Annotated in this window: 14 protein-coding genes and 1 pseudogene; 1 reads left to right on the top strand and 14 read right to left on the bottom strand. The window is 59.9% G+C overall.

Annotated features, from left to right (window positions below):
• Positions 1-58: 58 nt before the first annotated feature.
• Positions 59-3,493 carry a hypothetical protein gene (locus RX328_RS13255; RefSeq protein ID WP_213253737.1) on the top strand — a complete coding sequence of 1,145 codons (3,435 nt, stop codon included), beginning with the start codon at positions 59-61 and terminating at the stop codon, positions 3,491-3,493.
• A gap of 474 nt (positions 3,494-3,967) precedes the next feature.
• On the opposite strand, the gene RX328_RS13250 is transcribed toward RX328_RS13255, so the two are convergent.
• The 14 genes and pseudogenes from RX328_RS13250 to RX328_RS43575 all read right to left on the bottom strand — a co-directional run bounded on the left by RX328_RS13250 (position 3,968) and on the right by RX328_RS43575 (position 18,356).
• The gene (locus RX328_RS13250) at positions 3,968-4,168 is read right to left on the bottom strand and encodes a helix-turn-helix transcriptional regulator (protein ID WP_308163729.1); all 201 of its coding nucleotides are present in this window, start codon (positions 4,166-4,168) and stop codon (positions 3,968-3,970) included.
• Positions 4,169-4,660: 492 nt separating this feature from the next.
• The gene (locus tag RX328_RS13245; RefSeq protein WP_213253735.1) at positions 4,661-5,023 is read right to left on the bottom strand and encodes a DUF2274 domain-containing protein; all 363 of its coding nucleotides are present in this window, start codon (positions 5,021-5,023) and stop codon (positions 4,661-4,663) included.
• 5 nt (positions 5,024-5,028) lie between these two features.
• Entirely contained in the window at positions 5,029-6,306 is a 1,278-nt protein-coding gene (locus RX328_RS13240) for a TrbI/VirB10 family protein (RefSeq protein WP_312018082.1), read from the bottom strand.
• Positions 6,303-7,328: a P-type conjugative transfer protein TrbG gene (trbG, locus tag RX328_RS13235; RefSeq protein ID WP_249726850.1), complete on the bottom strand. Its 1,026-nt coding sequence runs from the start codon at positions 7,326-7,328 to the stop codon at positions 6,303-6,305. Before trbG ends, RX328_RS13240 begins: the two co-directional genes overlap by 4 nt.
• Positions 7,325-8,029: a conjugal transfer protein TrbF gene (trbF, locus tag RX328_RS13230; protein ID WP_213253734.1), complete on the bottom strand. Its 705-nt coding sequence runs from the start codon at positions 8,027-8,029 to the stop codon at positions 7,325-7,327. Before trbF ends, trbG begins: the two co-directional genes overlap by 4 nt.
• A 4-nt stretch (positions 8,030-8,033) precedes the next feature.
• A complete protein-coding gene (gene trbL / locus RX328_RS13225; protein WP_213253733.1) occupies positions 8,034-9,212 on the bottom strand; it encodes a P-type conjugative transfer protein TrbL in 1,179 nt (392 codons plus the stop codon).
• 12 nt (positions 9,213-9,224) lie between these two features.
• Positions 9,225-9,980, bottom strand: coding sequence for a P-type conjugative transfer protein TrbJ (gene trbJ, locus RX328_RS13220; RefSeq protein WP_108519136.1), 756 nt, complete (start codon positions 9,978-9,980; stop codon positions 9,225-9,227).
• Between the two features lie 49 nt (positions 9,981-10,029).
• Positions 10,030-12,618 (bottom strand): conjugal transfer protein TrbE, encoded by a 2,589-nt coding sequence (trbE, locus tag RX328_RS13215; protein WP_213253732.1) that lies wholly within the window; start codon positions 12,616-12,618, stop codon positions 10,030-10,032.
• Complete coding sequence (locus RX328_RS13210; protein ID WP_108519140.1) at positions 12,612-12,869, bottom strand: VirB3 family type IV secretion system protein; 258 nt, start codon at positions 12,867-12,869, stop codon at positions 12,612-12,614. The genes trbE and RX328_RS13210 overlap by 7 nt, the downstream gene beginning before the upstream one ends.
• The gene (locus tag RX328_RS13205) at positions 12,869-13,240 is read right to left on the bottom strand and encodes a TrbC/VirB2 family protein (protein WP_249726848.1); all 372 of its coding nucleotides are present in this window, start codon (positions 13,238-13,240) and stop codon (positions 12,869-12,871) included. The genes RX328_RS13210 and RX328_RS13205 overlap by 1 nt, the downstream gene beginning before the upstream one ends.
• A gap of 20 nt (positions 13,241-13,260) precedes the next feature.
• The gene (gene trbB, locus RX328_RS13200) at positions 13,261-14,244 is read right to left on the bottom strand and encodes a P-type conjugative transfer ATPase TrbB (protein ID WP_213253731.1); all 984 of its coding nucleotides are present in this window, start codon (positions 14,242-14,244) and stop codon (positions 13,261-13,263) included.
• On the bottom strand, positions 14,237-14,791 hold the full coding sequence (locus RX328_RS13195; protein ID WP_145963679.1) for a CopG family transcriptional regulator: 555 nt from the start codon (positions 14,789-14,791) through the stop codon (positions 14,237-14,239). The genes trbB and RX328_RS13195 overlap by 8 nt, the downstream gene beginning before the upstream one ends.
• Positions 14,792-14,802: 11 nt before the next feature.
• The gene (locus tag RX328_RS13190) at positions 14,803-16,830 is read right to left on the bottom strand and encodes a conjugal transfer protein TraG (RefSeq protein ID WP_213253730.1); all 2,028 of its coding nucleotides are present in this window, start codon (positions 16,828-16,830) and stop codon (positions 14,803-14,805) included.
• Positions 16,831-17,209: 379 nt separating this feature from the next.
• A pseudogene (locus RX328_RS43575) lies at positions 17,210-18,356 on the bottom strand (GSU2403 family nucleotidyltransferase fold protein).
• Positions 18,357-18,482: the final 126 nt, after the last annotated feature.

Genomic DNA, 18,482 nt, shown 5'->3' with positions numbered 1-18,482 from the left:
TGGCGAGGGGTTCTTCAGCAGACTGCTAGCGCATCCCGGAAGCCCATTCATTTGGCTGATGCTGGATGGGACGAATGAAGGCACAGCCCAGCCATTTGTAACACAACTCTTGGCCGAGGCTGCCGACTCCGACTGGCGCGGCACTATCCGGATCGTTCTGACCGACCGACCCAACCACTGGCAGTCGCGCTTCAAATCGGGCCAATCCTTGGAACCTCGCCCTGCGAGCGTAAAGCTAAGCCATTTCCGCGATGCCGAGCTGGACGCGCTTCTCGCCAAGCATGGAAAGGCGCGTACGGCATTTTCTTCGTCCGTCTTGAATCTGATCAAATGGCCAAGCTGGTTCGCCGTCGCCGCGGAAATGTTTGATCGCGAACATGACTGGACCGCGCATTCGGCGGACCAGCTTATGCTTCGTTATGTTCAGCATCGGCTCGGCGCGCGCCAAGGCACATCCGTCGATAACGCGACGTTTCGTGAATTGCTGTCAGGTCTCGGTCGAGACATCCAGCGCAATTGGGATGTTGGCAGCAAGTTTTCCCGGGCCACCCTCAAAAACAGGCTATCCGGCTTTACCGGTGAGCCCGAGAAGAATCTCTTGCAGGCCGTTGATGAAATCACGTCGGGTGTCTGGTTTCGCCCCAGCGGATCGTCCTACCAATTCGAAATGGACAACGCGGTATTGCCGCTAGCCATCGGCCTGGCGCTGCATAGCGAGCTTCAAACGCTCACGACTGAGGAGGAAGTTGACAGCAACATCGAGCGCTTTCTTGGTCCGATGGAGGACCAGACCATTGGCGTCAACATACTGGCCGCGGCCGTCTCATTGACCTTTCTTGATCCGGCCTACCCCGCTCTGGCTATCCGGGTGCTTTTGCGACGCTGGATCAATTCTCACAATTTTTCGAATGCGCATTTCCAGCTTCTTTGGCGCATCGGCAGCGTTAATCCAGCACCTTTGCTCGATGTGGCCGAATCCATGTGGCTACGACGATCCGGCGGCTCTTCCGTGGACGAGGTGCTCATCAAGAGTATTGCCAACGTTGGGGGCGACGGCAGGCGGCAAGCGGAAGTCATTGCATTTCTTGCGAAATGGGCGCGGACATTTTGGCTTGATCCGCACGACGGCCAATTTATCAACTACGCCCCGGAACCACAGCAGAGAGTCGAGGCTGTCGCGGCAACACAGGCACGCCTTGATAAAGTGCGAGATGAGATCGGCGCACCAGCTTTTGCAAAACTCGATCTCGTCCAGACTGATGATGGCGTGGGCGCGAGCTGGGTGATTCATCGTGCGATATCGATAGCGACCTACCTGCCGCGCGCCGTTCAGGCGCCCATCTGGCGCGGGTGGGTTTTGAGCCGCGCCGCGATGGGCCGGGCAAATCATTTCGATGACATCGCTTGGTCGCTGCGCGTTAACGCGATCGACGCGACGTCGTCGACCCAGGTATTGCTGCAAACCGTCGATGAATTGCTGGCCCTTCCGTCAACCGCGTTAAGAGAAATGACCCTAAGCCTGCTTGAAGCGCACGGCGGGCCGGAGGCCGCCGTCAAGCTCTCTTCGGTCGGACAGGCGTTTCAAGCACGTCGCTGGCACCAGTGGGAGGAAGAGGTATCGCTGATCGATGGCCTTGTGACATGGCACGAGGATACATCGCCAAATGACATGCATACCATTTCCTTGTTCTCAAATTTCGCGGCCGATGCCGACGCGAAGATAGCTTCCGAACATACAAAACTGTTGCGCCGTTTCGCCAAGTCCTTTCCTGTGTTGGAACTCGGCAAGGGGCGCGATCGGACCAGCGCCAGCCTTGATCTTGATACGGCAAGGCCGGCTCTCGCGCGTTGGGCGCCGAAAGAGCTGATCGCGCTTTATCGCCGCTTTTTGCTGTCGATTACGAAGCGCAACGAGGCCCAGTTGCTGGGGTATACATACTCGCTGGGCAAGCTGTTGATCCTTTTGACGCCGCAAATCCAAAAGAAGATACGCGCCGCGCTCATCAAGCGCCGGAAAGACAGACTCCAGGACAAGCCGGATCAGATTGATCATGCGCTCATTGAGGCCGCCCTTTTCGGCAATGCGCCTCGCGAACAGATCAAGCTTTGGGATGAGATCGGCGCGCCACGATCCGCTCCGTTGGACTGGAATCATCTGTTGCGCGCGCCGTCGGTCAAACAGATAAAGGATCTCGGCCCACGGCTCGCGCCAACTCAGCCTATCGACAAGTTGGCCGGGTGGTTGGCCTATCTAATGCTCTGCGAACCGAAGCAACTTCCGGCTCGCTGGGAAGTTTTGGCGGCGCTGCTCGCGCATGAAAACCCCAGCATACGTGAGCTTGTGTTTCTGATTGCATTGAATGCCAACGACGTATTCCTGGCGAACCGACATTTGCAATCAACCTGGGCTGCTTCCGACAAGCGCAGCGCCCAAGAAAACGCGAGAGGCGCACTCCTTCTCTCGCTGCTCGTGACACCGAAAACGTTCAAGGCGATTTCAGAGAGGATCGGTCCCGAACGGAGCGCAGTTCCATGGCATAAGGTTAAGTATCGGCCGGATTGCGCATATGCTTTTGAAGCCTTCTTGAAGGCAGCGGTCGAACGCGAACTGAGCCCACCTGCATCGCGCACATTTTCTGGTCACCGGGTGACGCACGGCGCGGCTACAAAAAGGTTAGTCGAACAAAAGCCGGACGAAATCGCCGCGCTCGCCGACAGATTGTTCGCTGTTGAAGACGATCCGGCGTTCGGACGGTGGGAATTTCCAAGAACGGACCTCATGGAAGCATTCTTGCATACCAATCCCGCGAAAGGCGCTCAATACTGGACCAGATTAAGCGAAACTGACGGACCATTCAAGGCCGGCGATGACATTGAGGAAGCACCGTTCGAAGCCAACGATGGCGAGGTCATCAATGAGTTGCGCAAGAAGCAGATCATGCGCGCCAACAACGATTGGAAGCTTCTCACGCTGTCGAGCTTCATCGTTCGTCGCAAGCGGATTGCGTGGGCGGTTTCACTCATCAAAGAACTGCTCGCCAAACCGGAGGCGCCGGGTGATATAGCCAGAGCCTTGATGATCGCTGGATTCCTAGACGATTCTGCGGCCGTGCGTTCAATCTGGAAAACAGAACTTGCCAGGGCGCCGCTCGATGGCTGGATTGGCATCGTTTATCGCCATGCGAAGGAAAATATCCAGAAGACCTGGACCAGCTTGGAGTGGCTTGATAGAGCGCTCGCCGCAAAGGATGACGCGGCGTTCCTTGTCGCTTGGGAATTATTTGTCCATTACGCCGAAAGAAACGCGATCCCTGCTGCCGCGCAACGCATAAAGCTGAAACTGAAAACGCGTGCTCAGCGGCAGAGGGAATTCATTGCGTTTGATTGGAAGCGCGTCCATGACGACGCGACAAAGGCAAAGAACCGATGGAAGGATAAGCTATTCTCGTTCAGCGCTGGCCACCGATTGGCGCGACCTTGGGCGGACGAGTAATCCTCTAGCCTCAACAAATCTTTGAACGAACTGGCACGAAGCAGACCTTCCGCCGTTGTGTCGCGATACTCGATTTCTGCACTAAAGGCGATTGCGCGGCGGCAAGCCTATCTTATCCGGCCCGCTCGCCGAGCCAGCCGATTTCCGCGAAGGGCGCGGAACGTCTGTCTCTTCCCTTCGGTTGAATATCTCTCGGATAAGGGAGGCATAAATGTTTTTCTCTACCCCCGGAATGGCGACACGGTTCCGCTCACCCAATACAAACATCCCAAGGCTGCTCACAGGGTCAGCGTACAAGTCATATTTTGCCGCCCGTGCTGATCGAAACGCTGCGCTGATCCGGTGGATTTCAGCGGGCTGCCTTCCCAGCCCGCGCCGGCATGCGTCCAATTCGTGGGATGCCGGAGCGCGTTGGTTCTGTCGAGACCGAAGCTTTCGAACCGCCGGCACGACCGCGCAAACTCGCGACTCACATTATCGCTTTAGTAGGTCCCCAGCGTCCACGCCCAGTGCCTTTGCAAGCTTGCCGAGCATAGTAACCGAAGCACTGTAGGCGCTGGTTTCCAGCTGGCTGATGTAGCTTCGATCTACCTTTGCCCGGAACGAGAGTTCCTCCTGACTCCAGCCTTTTTCATGCCGGAGCCGCCGAAGGTTCTTTGCAACAATGTCTCGCATCCCGTCCATGAAAGACGGCATGCTTCTTGTTGAGCATACTCATCAATTGAGTATACTCAACAAAGAGAATTGCAGAGGCAGTATCCCGAATGAATGGTCTTGAGACGGTACAGCTAGAGCCATTCGCGGAAGTCGCGGGGGATACCTATCGATTTGGATACCGTATCGTCGGAGTCAGCGATTACGTTTCGGCGGTCGATGTGCCTACCCAAATCGTAGAGCAAACGGTGTTGACGAGAGCTTCGTTAACCGTGAGGATTAGTCCGGACGGAACGGTAATTTCACATATGCTATTGTCACATGCTGCGGACACCACCCCAAATCCGCCGACCGACGTCGAGGCGCTCGACGTCCTAGTTCGAAGGGCCGTAAATACTGAAAATCTTCGGATGGAAGAAGCAACTGTTTCAGACCTAAAGACCCTCCTGCAGCGACTTGAATGTTCTATCAGTCTCGTGAAGGCTGCCATCAGCCAGATGTCAAGCGAACCGATCACTCCGGTCTAGACGACGGAAATCTCTGGCTCGCCTCTTCCCTGCTAGCCGGCCGGTAGGATGGTTCCTTGCTCTTGCTGTGGCTCTCCCCCGGCTCTTTCTCAGTAGACCGATTATTGAGACGTCGGGGCGTACCAATCGACGGGTCCTTTGCGCCGCCTGCCCGGCTGGCTCGCCTGAAATCCGCATCGCCATCGAGAAACGCCTCCAGCATGAACGGTACCAGATCGGCGACCTCCTCCCGTGTGCCGTAGGTCTCTGCGTAAAAATCGGCGTAGTCGCGAAGCCGCGCCGCAAGGATCGGCGTTAGCGTCGTGCCGAGCTTGACCGGGGTACGGTCTGGCAGTTTCGAGAGCTTCATCGATGTCATCTCGTCTTAGCGGCAATCTGAAAGTCCCGATAGGGTTTCAGCACGAGATCCTTCGAAACAATGACGCGTAACGGCCAGCCGGGTCGTACTGTGATGGTCGGCTGTACATCGAGTTCACGTTCAATGAGCCGCTGACCTGCCCTATTGGTCGTCTGCTGAATGCTTTCGCGCAGCGCCTTGACCAGATCGCTTTCGTCATTGCCTAGCGAGAGCTGGGTCCCAACACCAATAAGAGTCGCCAGACCAATCCCCTTGAGCAACTGCCAAGTATGGAAATCGACCTCGTCCTCCAGCCCAGCATAGCCCGCCACGTCTGTGGCCGGTAGATTCTCGATGACGACCGAATTGCCATTAGGCAGGATCAAGCGCGTCCAGACCACCAACGCACGTTTCTGGCCAAAGGCGACAACGCTGTCGTATTTGCCAAAGAGCTTCGTTCCCTGCGGTACTAGGAGATGCTCGCCGGTCACGGTGTCGTAGACGTTTTCCGTTACCTGGGCGATCGTCGATCCCGGGAGATCGGAATTCAAGCCAGTGATCAGGCTCGCCGGAATGATCGATCCTGCCATGATCGCATAAGGCGACGGCGCGGCTGCGAGGCTGTGAGGGTTGGTGGTCTCCTTGTCGGCTTTGGCGCTAACGAAGGCGAGCTTGCGCGCCTGGGAAGATGGAATGATTTCGCTGGAGCGGTCGTTCAGGCCACGGGCCTTTGCAAGGAGATCAGTTGTCGTCGGAGTGTTATCGGCGGGTGCCGGACGAAATGCCGAAGGCTGCTCAGTGGTCGTGACCGCAGCCACCGGCTGTTTGCGCCGGTCCTGCTTGTCGGACAGGCGAAACAGGAGGCCTGACTCCTTGGCCTGCTGCGCAATACGGGCCTGACGGATGCGCTCTGCCCGCTCGACATCCTGCTCCGGATTGGCCTGGAACGGCGTTTCGGACGGGCTTGCTCCTAGCTTCTTCTCACTCTCGGCGAAGGCGCGACCGATATCGCCGGGCGAAGGTGGGCCGAGCTTCGGCGGCAAGTCTTGATAGGATTTGGGCAGCTTGGTGAGCCCGTCAGCAGTCTGTTTGCGGTCGGTATTGTACAATTCGGTTCGGTCGGCGGGTTTGAACATCCGAGGCGGACTGAGCGCGACGATCGTCGCACCCGCGATGAACAACGCGGCGACTGCGCAGCCAATCATGAGGGTGCGTTTGTTGAGACGGCGGATCGGCCGCGGCCGTGCCCGCAATTCCAGCCGTTCCGGTGGCACCTTGTCGGAATCCTCGATCACGATGCGCCTCCGGTGCTGAAGATCTGTGAGACCGGGCGCGCATCGGTACGGATGATCCGAACCGTGCGCTGGGGATTCTCGCCAAGGCGAAGCTCGGCAGCGCCGAACATCCGATCGACGATGTAGTAGGAACCTCGTACGCGATAATTGACGAGGTTAGGCCGGCCATCGGCGCCGGCGATGAACAGCGGCGGCGCTTCGCCTTGGGAGAGACCCGACGGCATCTGAATAAAGACCTTATGGCCATCGTCGAAGGCACGAAGCGGCCGCCACGGTGGATCGTCCCCCTCGATGCGATAACGGAAGTTCAAGCTGTCCAGCCGCACGCCGCGATCAGCAACACGTTGCTCATTCTCCTGCGCCGCCCGGTTCTGCTTATGAAGCGCAACCAGACTATCGGTCGGATAGGTCCAGGAGATTGAGGCCATGTAGGTCTGCTTGGTGGAGACGAGTTCGAGGTGGTAGGTGCGCCGGTCGGTCAACACCACGAGATTGGTCTGAATGTCCGGCAGCGTCGGCTTGACCAGGATATGAACTCGCCGTGTGCCCCCCTGCCCGCTGATGGTGTCAGCGATGACCCAGCGCACTGTATCGCCGGTCGAGACATCGATCAGCTCTTCGGCTGGCTGCAGCACAATGGTGGAGACCTTCTCCGGGCTGGAGTAGAGCCGATAAAGCGCGCCTTCGGTCCAAGGATAGACCTGAATGGCATTGATATAGCCTGCCCGGGTCGGCTCGATCCGCGCGGCCTTGTTGGCAGTGGCAATGGCCTGCTCCGGCGGAACCTTCTCGCCTTTCGCACCTTTGGTTGGCCAAGGCTTGAGCTGGCCAGGCAGAGGCAACACCTTGGGTACCTCGACAACCTCGACCGGCTTAGGCGGATCAGCCTCCGGAAGAGCCTTCTCAAAACTCAACTCGTCGTACGGCGCCTCAAGATTCAATTTCATGGCGCAGCCCCCAAGTGCGAACGCCACCGCAAGGATGCTCACCGATGCGCAGCTCTTCATGGCAAAGAACGTCATTTTGCGTCTCCGATCAGGTCGCGCGACCAGTTGAGGGAATGAACGTAGAGACCGAGCGGATTTTTCCGCAACGTCTCGGCGCTGGTTGGGGGTTTCAGGATGACTGTCACGACACCGGTGAATCGCTCAGTCTTTGCGACCGCACCGTTCTCGTAGGTGTTCTCTTTCCAGCGAATCTCGAAACTTTCGCCGGATGCACGGACAACCGAGATCACGTCGGCGGTTGCGGTTTTTGCACCGATCTTGGTGAAGGGGTCGGCTTCGCGGGCATACTCGTTAAGAGCCTGCGCCCCGCGATCGGTGACAAAGTCATATGCCCGAAGCCAGTTCGTTCGTACGATGATCGGGTCAATCGATAGCGAGCGGACATTTTCGACGAAGCGCGCGAGGAAGTGCGCGATCTGGGCATCGGACGGCTGGTAGGTTTCAAATGCAGGACCGACAGCGCGCACTTCACCGAGGCGATCAACCTCGACCACATATGGCACGACGCCGGACCGGCCAATCACCATCGAAAACGTGAGACCCAACACCGTTGAAAGTGCAATAGCGGCCAGAGCGGCTAGCCGCCAGTTGCTGGCCTGAACGCGGGCCGAGCCCAGCCGTTCGTCCCAGACCTGTTGCGCCTTCTGATAGGGCGTGACCGGCTCGGGCGTATTGCCATAGCGGACCGACGGGCGGTGGAAGGGATGAGTCGCCATAGCTTTAGTCCTCTCCCAGCTTGGGACCGGAAGAGTGTCCACCTTTGTCACCTTCCTTCAGGGTATGGCTGGCGACGCGCGCCGCATCCTTGATCTGCTGTCCCGGACGGAACTGGCCGGCCAGACCCGACGGTCTGCCGCTGGATGAAGCGGAGCCCTCACCGCCAAGCCTGCCGGCTTCCGCCGGCTGAGAACTCTGGCGAGCGCCGGCCGCATCTGCCGCAGGGGTAGGCCCGCTCGTCGGTGTACCGGAAAGGGAAGCGGCTGAACGGAGCGTTCCTACCGACCCTGCCGCCATCCGCAAGCCGCCGAGCGCCATCGCACCACCGCCGATCGCGACCGCCGCGGCGCCCGCAACCGTGCCCGCGGCAGCACCGGCGCCAAGTTGGGGCGCGCCCGACACCAGACCGGCCGCGATTCCTGGGCCAAAGATACCGAGCCCAAACAAGGAGAGCGCGGCAAGCAGCAGGCTCATGGCGGAAACAATATCGACCGGTCGGGTCAGCGTCGTGGCGAGTTCACCGAAGATGGTCGATCCGATGCCGATGATGATCGCAAGCACCATCACCTTGACACCGGATGCGACCACGTTGCCGAGCGTCTTTTCGGCGAGAAAAGACGTTTTGCCCCAGAGGGCGAACGGTACCAGAATAAAACTCGCAAGCGTCGTCAGCTTGAACTCGATCAAGGTAACGAACAGTTGGACCGAGAGGATGAAGAACGCGAGCACGATCACGATCCAGCAAAACAGCAGGATCAGAATCGTGGGCAGGTTGGTCAGTATGTCGAAGCCCGAGAACTGGCCGGTTTCCTCGAGCAGCGGATGTGCCGCGGTGAACCCCGACGAGGCCACGAAGCCCGGCCGCATCAGATCCGCCGCGCTCAGCGAACCGCCGCTTGCCTTCAGCCCAATGCTTGAGAACGAACTGAAGACGATGCCGGCAAGCGACTTGAAGTTGCCAATGATGAAGGCGAATGCCCCGACATAGAGCACCTTCTTGGCAAGCGTAACCAGGATGTGATCGTCGGCACGCAGGCTCCACGCAAGGCCCGCAAGCGTCAAATCAATGACAACCAGCGTTGAGCTCAGAAACGCAACGTCGCCGCCGAGAATTCCGAAGCCGGAATCGATGTAGCGCGAGAATGTTTCGGTAAAACGGTCGATGACCGCGAGATCAGCCATGGTCCCCCTCCTCTAGCGTCCGCCGGTGTAAGCGCGACCGTCCCCGATGAAACGGGTAAAGCGCTCGCGCCCGGCCTCCGCGGACGCCTGCTGCTCGACCGCTCGCAAGGCCTCAGCTCGGGCCTGCGTCGCGACCAGCGCCTGAGCCTGCAGCGACTGCTTGACCTGAAGCGCCAATAGTTCGTTGCCGGACTGCTGGGCCTGCAGTGACCCGACGGCGCCCGAAGAATTCGCCATCAGGGTACGGAGCGTCTGCCCGTCCTGATCGAGCGCGGAAGCAATCGTCGCCTGGGTCACCAGCGTTTGCTTCAGCGCCTGATAGGTGTTGTCCCAGCGGGCTGTCGCGTCCTGCACCATCCGATCTGAGGACACTGCTGCGCTATATTGGCGAGGATAAAACCGCTGAAAGTCGCCCTGGGTTTTCTGAACGTCGAATGAAATGCCCTTGGCCTGGGCGATCAGGCTGTTGATCTCGTTTATCTTCGAAGTGAGTTGGCCAACAACGCTGCTTGGCAGGCTCGTCAGGTTCCTGGCGCCGTTGATCAGCATCTGCGCCTCGTTTTCGAGGCTCTTGATTTGATTGTTGATCTGATCCAATGCCCGCGCGGCGGTCAGAATATTCTGACTGTAGTTCGACGGATCGAACACGACGATCTGGGCTCCAAGTCGTCGCGACCCATTCACCGCAACGACGAGTGCCAGTCCGATTGCGACGACACTGGTCGGTATTTTTCGTGGAACGGTTTTGCCGAACAGCTTTTCCAGCATCAGATGGACTCCGGATTAGAGGAAAGGATTGCAGGCAACGCGCGTGGAATCACGCGTCCCTGACGTGTTCGAAGGTGCTGATCAGATTGGCGGCCCACTGAAGATCTCGGGCGGCGAGGTAGCGTTCCGCGAACTGGCTGGGGCCGAATTTGGCGAGTAGTGCCTCAATCAGGCGCTGATCCTCGGGCGATGAAGCCGCTGCGAAGGCAAGCGCAATTGGACCGAGACCAAGCTCGAACAGGCGGTTGCCGGCGCGCGATTGCAGGTAATAGTCGCGCTTCGGAAAGGCTTCCGCGATCAGGCGCACTTGCGTGTCGTTAAGACCGAAACGGCGGTAGGTTTCCGACTGGGCAGGCTCAAGCGCCCGGGGGTTTGGCAGGAATATCCGGGTTGGGCAGGACTCAATGATCGCCGGCGCGATCTGGCTGTCGGCAATATCACTGAGTGACTGGGTCGCGAAAACCACTGCGACGTTCTTCTTGCGGAGCGTCTTCAGCCATTCGCGGATGCGATGGGCGAACAACGGATCGCCCAAAAACAACCAGGCCTCATCCAGAACCAGAAGCCTTGGACGGCCGTCAAATCGCGCCTCGAGCGCATGAAACAGGTAGGTTAGCACGGGCGCCACCAGTCCCGGCAGCGCCATCAGTTCTTCCATCTCGAACGTCAGCACATCGGCGCTGGAGAGCCTGTCCGCGTCAGCGTCAAGAAAGCGTCCGTACGGGCCTTCCAGCGTGTAGGGCGTCAGCGCCTGACGCAGCGCGTCGCGCGCCAGCAAGGCCACAAGACCGGTCATGGTGCGTTCCGCGACCGGTGCCGAGCCAAGGCTCTTCAAGGCCGACCAGATCGTCTCCTTGACCTCGGGCGTGATGAGGACTCGTTCATGGGCAAGAACGCCGCACAACCAGTCAAGCGCCCAGAGCCGCGCTCCCTCATCGTCGACATCCCGGAGTGGCTGGAACGCAAGTCCGCCCTTCACCCCCAACTCATACCAGGCGCCGCCGAGTGCAAGCGTTGCCGCGCGGGCCGAACGGCCCTTGTCGAAGATCACAAGCTGGGATCCTTGATAGCGGCGGAATTGAAGAGCCAGTACCAACAGAAGGACAGATTTGCCGGCGCCCGTTGGTCCGACGATCAGGCTGTGACCGACATCGCCGACATGCAGCGTCAGGCGAAACGGCGTCGCGCCCTTGGTCTTGGCCAAGAGAAGCGGCGGTCCATCCAGATGTTCGCAGCGCGCCTCGCCTGCCCATACGGCAGACAAAGGACACATATGGGCGAGGTTGAGGGTATGGACGATCGGCTGACGCAGGTTCGCGTAGACCTGTCCCGGCAGGCTGCCGAGCCAGGCTTCCACCGCGTTGACGTTCTCCCGGATCGTGGTGAAGCCGCGGCTGTTGATGGCCCGTTCCACCGCGCGAATCTTTTCGTCGGCGGCGTGGGAATCCTCATCGTGAACCGTGACTGACGTCGTGATGTAGCCGAACGCCACGAGGTCATCGCCGAGTTCCTGGAGCGCCGCATCCGCGTCCACCGCCTTGTTATCCGCATCCGTGTCGAGCAAGGCTGCCTGCTCGTTGAACATCACCTCCTTCAGGATAACGCCCAGGGATTTGCGCTTAGCGAACCATTGCCGCCGATAGCGGGAAAGTGCTGCTTGGGCTTGCGTCCGATCGAGCGGTAAGAAGCGCGTGGCCCATCGATAGGCGACGCCGAGCCGGTTCAAATCATCGAGCACCCCCGGAAACGTAACGGCCGGAAAGCCCAGTACGGTCACCATACGAAGGTGGCTGCGGCCGATCGCTGGCGAGAGACCGCCGGTCAGCGGCTCATCGCTTAAGAATGCGTCCAGATAGGCCGGAATCTCGGGAACACTGACGGGATGCCGCTTCGTCGAGACGCAAGTGTGCAGATAGGTCAGCGTGTCCTTGTCGTCGAGCGGGGCGATTTCCGGCAGAACGGACGAGAGCAGATCGACGGCACGATCGGTTTCCTGAATGAAGCGCTGGAGATGCTCCTGGTATGCGCCCGGCCGCGCTGCGCGTTGCGGCGGTTGACGGTCGCTCGTGTTATCGTGTCGCGGCGTGGTGCGGTCGGCCACGTGCTGCGGGCGAACGGCGTGCTGTCGCCGAAATAAGCGAGACAGCGGGTTCGAGCCGGCCGTTTCATGGCCCGGATTTTCCAGAAATAGGCCTTCCAGCCTTGAGACTCGCTCGACCGGCGGCAGATACATGAGTGTGAGATGCGAGATGCTCTCAAAATGTTGGCCCCCCTGACGCGAAGGGTCATCCCATGCCGTGTCAACCGTTCCCTCAAAGGACGCGCGTCGCTCCTCGTCGACCAGCCAGGACACCGCATCGGGAAATTGCGACCGCGGGTATTCCGGGGCCGGTATGCGGGTGGCATCGAAGAACAGCGCCCAGCCTGACCCGAATCTCTTCAGGACATTGTTGACGCGGGATGCGGCGCTCATCAGTTCCGCTTCGGTTGCGCTGTCGAGATCTGGACCACGGTAACGAACCGTGCGCTGGAAACTGCCGTCCTTGTTCAGGACAATTCCGGGCGCAATCAGACAAGCCCAGGGCAGCCAGTCGGCCAGCCGATGTGCGTGAGAGCGGAATTCGCGCAGATTCAGCATGCGAGCCATCCCTTGTGCTTGGTGTGGCGCACCGCGATTTCGACAAAGGCCGGATCGCGCTTGGCAAGCCACACCGCGATCGCATGCCCGACGATCCAGAGCACGAGGCCCGCAAGCCAAAGCCTCAAGCCGAGCGCCAGCACAGCCGAGATCGTGCCAAGCAGGATCGCGGCGGCGCGCGGGACGCCTCCGATCAAAATCGGCTCAGTCAGCGAGCGGTGAAGAACAAGTTCAAAGCCATAGCTTCGCATCAGATCAGCGCCCCGCCGCCGAACGAGAAAAACGACAGAAAGAACGAGCTGGCCGCAAAGGCGATGGACAGGCCGAACACGACCTGGACCATCTTTCGGAAGCCGCCGGACGTATCGCCAAAGGCGAGCGAGATACCCGTCACCGTGATGATGATGACAGCGACAATCTTTGCGACCGGCCCCTGCACGGATTCCAGAATGCGCTCGAGCGGCGCCTCCCACGGCATGCCAGAGCCCGCCGCGCAAGCGGCCGACGCCGTCAGTAACGTGACAATGGCGCCGGCGCCGAAGTCGACGATGACGGGTTGGGCAACATGGCGAAGCCGTCCAACGCAACCACGCGCGGCTGAGACTTGCAGTCTGAACGTCATGAACTCTCTCCAGGTCTTGATCAGGGATGATTGACGGGGTTCGGCAGGCCGGGCGGTATCTCCAGGACGTAGTCGCCTGAAAGATCGAGGCCTTTGACCTCAACAGTTGTCTCGATGCGGCGTCCGGGGCCGCGTCCCTTGATGAAGACGACGAGATCGATCGCTTCTGCGATCAGCCGGCGGGGAACGGTCGTTACCGCTTCCTGGATCAGTTGCTCGATCCGATAGAGCGCCGCACGCGCGGAGTTGGCGTGTACGGTTGCGATTCCGCCGGGATGGCCGGTGTTCCAGGCTTTCAGCATGTCGAGGGCTTCCCCTCCCCGGACCTCACCGACGACAATGCGATCGGGGCGCAGCCGAAGGGTCGAGCGCACGAGATCGGCGAGCGTTGCGACGCCGGGCTTGGTCCTCAGCGCGACCGCGTCCTTGGCGTCGCATCTGAGTTCGCGGGTGTCCTCGATGATGATCACGCGCTGGTCGAGACCTGCGACCTCGGCCAGGAGCGCATTGGCAAGCGTGGTCTTGCCCGAACCGGTCCCGCCCGCCACCAGGATGTTGCGCGCTTCCGCGACTGCCTCGGTGAGGATTTTTGCCATCGCGGGCGAGGCAATCTGCGCTCTGACATAGTCTGACAAATGGAACGTGGTTGTTGCGGGCTTGCGGATCGCAAAGCAGGCCGCAAGCGCCACTGGTGGCAACAGCCCCTCGAAACGCTCGCCGGTCTCGGGCAATTCAGCCGACACGATGGGGGACAACCCGCTGGCCTCCGCGCGGACATGGCTTGCGACCAGACGGATGATCCGCTCCGCTTCGTGGGGCGTCAGGACCACGCCGGTATCGGCTCGTCCGGAACCATGGCGGTCGAGCCAGAGCCGGCCGTCGGGATTGACCAGAACTTCAACAACGTCCGGCTCATCAAGCGCTAATGCGATGGCAGGACCCATGGCGGTACGCAGCATGTTGCGCCGGCGCTCACGGGTCTCGGGCGAGAGGAGATCAGACATAGCCGACCTCCTCTCGTCCTTCCGGAGGATGCTCCGGCGGCTCACCCGTTGCTTCGGTTGCACGGGGGTCGGTTTTGTCTCGTGCCGTCGGCTGACCCAACGGCGCGCCCTCCTCCAGATTCCGCAAGAACAGATCTGGATTGGACGTGCTGACCCGCTCCATCACGTCGGCGACGAGCCGTCCGCCCGAGGCGACGCGTTTGCCGATCTGGGCCACGAACATCTCAAAGCGTTCGCGCCCTAAGGCGCGCGCGGCGTTCTGGTCACCCGACGGTAATGGCGGCGTGATGGTGAGGTAGTAGCGGACAAACAGCGCAATGGTTTCCGCCGTGATCGAAAGATCGCGATCCATCCGGTCGAGCTGCCGGCTCATACGATCGAGGCGGCGAACCAGGGCTGCATCGCCGCTCTGATCGCGCTCCGGATTGAGAAAGCGGTCGAGCGCCGCGTCAACAATTGCCGACTTGTTGGTTCCAGGCCGGCTGGCTGCCTGCGCAAGACGCTTGGCGACATGATCAGAGACATAGGCAGACAGTTTCGGTTTCATGGTTTGGTCCATCAAAAAGCTGGAAGCAGATCGTCATCGTCCCGCGTCACTGCATGGGCGCGGCGAACCGTGGCTGTCCCGCTGGCCGCGCGCTGCATCTGGCTACGATCGGAGGCCGCGTCGGAATCGTCTTCAAAGAGCCGTTCCTCGCCTGAAGAAGTCTCCCCGACGCCACGCGCAGGCTCGTCGAACAGGGGAAGTTGCGGCTTGAGGCCGCCCTCATGCTCGGCGTCCTGCATCAGATCGCGGAACGGAAGCGTCGCCAGCCGGAGATCGACCTGCCTGAGCTGATCCTGCCAATCATGGGTTCTCGCGGGTGGGCGATCAGCGTAAAGGCCGGCATCAAGCCGCGGCGTCGGAAGCAGCCGCCCGGTGAAGTTTGCGTCCTCATAGTGCCTCAGCTTTTGGGCGCGGACGGGCGCAAGGCCGGACACGAGAACGATTGCCTCACCCTGAGGGAGCTGCATCACCTCGCCCGGCGTCAGCAGCGGCCGAGCAGTCTCCTGCCGGCTGACCATGACGTGGCCCAGCCAGGGCGCGAGCCGATGGCCGGCATAGTTACGTTGCGCCCGCAGTTCCGTGGCGGTGCCGAGTGCATCCGAGATGCGTTTGGCTGTACGCTCATCATTGGCGGCGAACGCAATCCGCACGTGGCAATTGTCGAGGATGGCGTTGTTTTCGCCATAGGCCTTGACGATCTGATTGAGCGACTGCGCGATTAGGTAGGCGCGGATGCCGTAACCGGCCATGAACGCCAGCGCGCTTTCGAAGAAATCAAGCCGCCCCAGCGCCGGGAACTCATCTAACATCATCAGGAGTTGCCGTTGCCTCGGCGCTCCGTCATTTACGTTCAACGTTTCGGTAAGACGGCGCCCGATCTGATTGAGGATCAGCCTGATTAACGGCTTGGTGCGGCTGATGTCGGAAGGCGGCACCACGAGGTAGAGCGTGACTGGCCTGTCGTCGGCAACGAGGTCGGCGATCCGCCAGTCACAGGCCTCAGTATTGCGGCCGATGGTCGGATCCCGGTAGAGGCCGAGGAAACTCACCGCGGTCGACAACACGCCGGAGCGTTCATTCTCCGACTTATTGAGCAGTTCCCGCGCGGTCGCCGCGACCACTGGATGGACCTTCGGCGAATCCGTCGTGCCAAGATGGTTGGTCGCCAACATGATCCGCAGCGTTTTCTCAAACGATTGGGCGGGATCGGCGAGGATTTCGGTGACGCGGGTGAGTGTCTTGTTCTTCTCGGCGTAGAGGACGTGAAGGATCACGCCGACGAGCAGCGCGTGGCTGGTCTTCTCCCAATGGGTGCGGCGTTCAAGCGCTCCTTCTGGATCAACCAGAATGTCGGCGATGTTTTGAACGTCCCGGACTTCGGCAGCGCCCTTCCGCACCTCAAGCAGCGGATTGTACCGGGCACTGCGGGTGTCGGTCGGATCGAACAACAAACAATGCGAGAAGCGCGACCGCCAGCCGGCTGTAAGTTGCCAGTTCTCGCCCTTGATGTCGTGAACCACGGCCGACGAGGTCCAGGAGAGCAAGGTCGGCAGCACCAGACCGACGCCCTTGCCCGAGCGCGTCGGCGCAAAGCACATCACATGTTCTGGACCATCATGGCGGAGATAGTCTCCGTCGATGCGACCAAGGAAAACGCCCTGGCCCCGGAACAGTCCGGCACCAGCGATTTCCTTACGTGTCGCCCAGCGAGCCGAGCCATAGGTCGTGACCAGCTGATTTTGCCGGGCGCGCCACACCGAATTGATGACCGCAAACAGCGCACCCGCAATTCCTCCACCGGCCGACAGGGCGCCAGCGCGCTCGAATATCTCGGGCGCGTACGCTTCGTAGGCATACCACCACTCGAACAGCCGCCATGGCAGATAGACCGGATAGCCCGACAGCGTTATCCAGGGCGAGCCAAGGCCGTCCTGATAGCCGAGTGCGCTGGCCGTCCACTGCGTCGCGCCCCACGTCGAGGTGACGACGATGCCGAAGACGACGGCGATCTGTCCGACGTAGATTTTTGCCGGAAACATTCTCTGCCCCATTCATAGCGCGACGTGAACGGGGCGATGAAGAGGACGAGAACGATGCACATTCAATCGAAATAAAAATCGTGCTCCGCAACGAAATCCGCGTTGATCAAATGCGAACTGGAGAAATCACGCGCGCTCCAATGTCAGCGCATGTCAGGAAACACCTCAATAGAATGTGAGCAGTGCGACGACGTTTGCTTACGCTTCCAGCATCCATCTGGCGGACGATGGACTGCTGGGAAATTCCGATCGGGGCATCCCGACTCGGCGTTCTCTACGACCCAGCGATCCTCCGATTCTATTAGCCAATCCTAGATTTTGAGCCATTCAATCAATCGATCGCAGCTCGGACCGGTACGCGGTTCCCGTAATCCGCGCGTCATTTTGGGCGGAGCGTAGGGGCATCGGTTGGCTTATCTGCAAGATCGTAATCGGCAGGGTTGGAGCCAAGCTCGGTTACGCCCTTGGCAAGCTCGGTCCGGAACGAATGCTGGAAGCCGTAGTCGTAGGTCACGATGCTGGTACGGATCGCTGCTCTCCAATGATCGCCGCGGTCCCACGCTTCCGTAAAGGCAGAAGCAAGATCGGCATGCTGCCGGTTCGCGATCATCGCTTCGATGATTGACCGAGCCTGAAGCCGGTCTTTCGAACTCTTTGCGGTTGCGTCGCGATCCGCCTTCCGGCGGGATCCGACAATGAGTTTGTGGATGGCGTATCGCTCCGGTGATGGGATGAGAACTGGCACGCCGGCGCCGTGCAGCAGCACCGCGCGGATGGTTTCGTAGATCAGGTAGTCGAGGAAGCGTAGCGGGAGTGCCGCCGCGCCGCCCAACGCCGGCATCGGGACTGGCTTGCCTGCCTGGTCGTCGGACCACTGATTGGGCGTCAGGAATTCCACCTTGAAGTTTTCCCTCGAGACGAACTGGGTGGAGACCCTGCCGTCGACCGACTTGGCTCGGAATCTCGCGAAAGGTCTGATCGACCTGTCGAAGCACCTCCAGGATGGGTGGCATGGAATCCTTGATAGCCACCGAGATTTCGTGGAACTGCGCAAAGTCAGCATCGCCGGTCTGCATGGCGACTGCATCAAGGCGTGTACCGAGCACGGCAGAGTAACATTGGTAGGCAACGGTGCCGACGAGCACTCCCCGCAAGCGGAAGAAGCCGGCCTTGGCCAGTGCTTCCACCACCTGACCGGTCATCGGCAAAGGACGCGGCAGATAGGCCTCGCGCGTCAGTGTGGAAACGAGACGGCGGCGTCCTTTCAGGTCGGCCTTCAGATCCTTGAACGCTTCGACCCTTTTGGTGATTTCGGGATCGTCAACCGGACCAACGTAGCGTCGATTCTGGGCGCCGCCCTCAGGCTTGGGCGTGTCGAAGTACCAATACTTCTTGCCCTTGACCTCGACGGCCACGAATCTGCCGTTCGCCGAGAACTCGGAGGTAAAGCTCTCGTCGAGGCTACGCTGGACCAGTTCGGAATAGAGCGTCTGATAGGTGATATCGAGACGTTGGGTGGAAGCCATGGCGGATGATCCGTTATACTATTTTAGAAAAAATAGTATAACTGCTGGAACTCGAAAGACAAGTCAGTTATACTAAATCCATAAAACTAGTATAACTTACTGGCATATCAATAGCTTATATGGAAC

The sequence above is a fragment of the Bradyrhizobium sp. sBnM-33 genome, from assembly GCF_032917945.1.
Lineage (GTDB): Bacteria > Pseudomonadota > Alphaproteobacteria > Rhizobiales > Xanthobacteraceae > Bradyrhizobium.
Note: the sequence above shows the minus strand (reverse complement) of the source record. Positions and strands in the feature narration are given on the sequence as shown.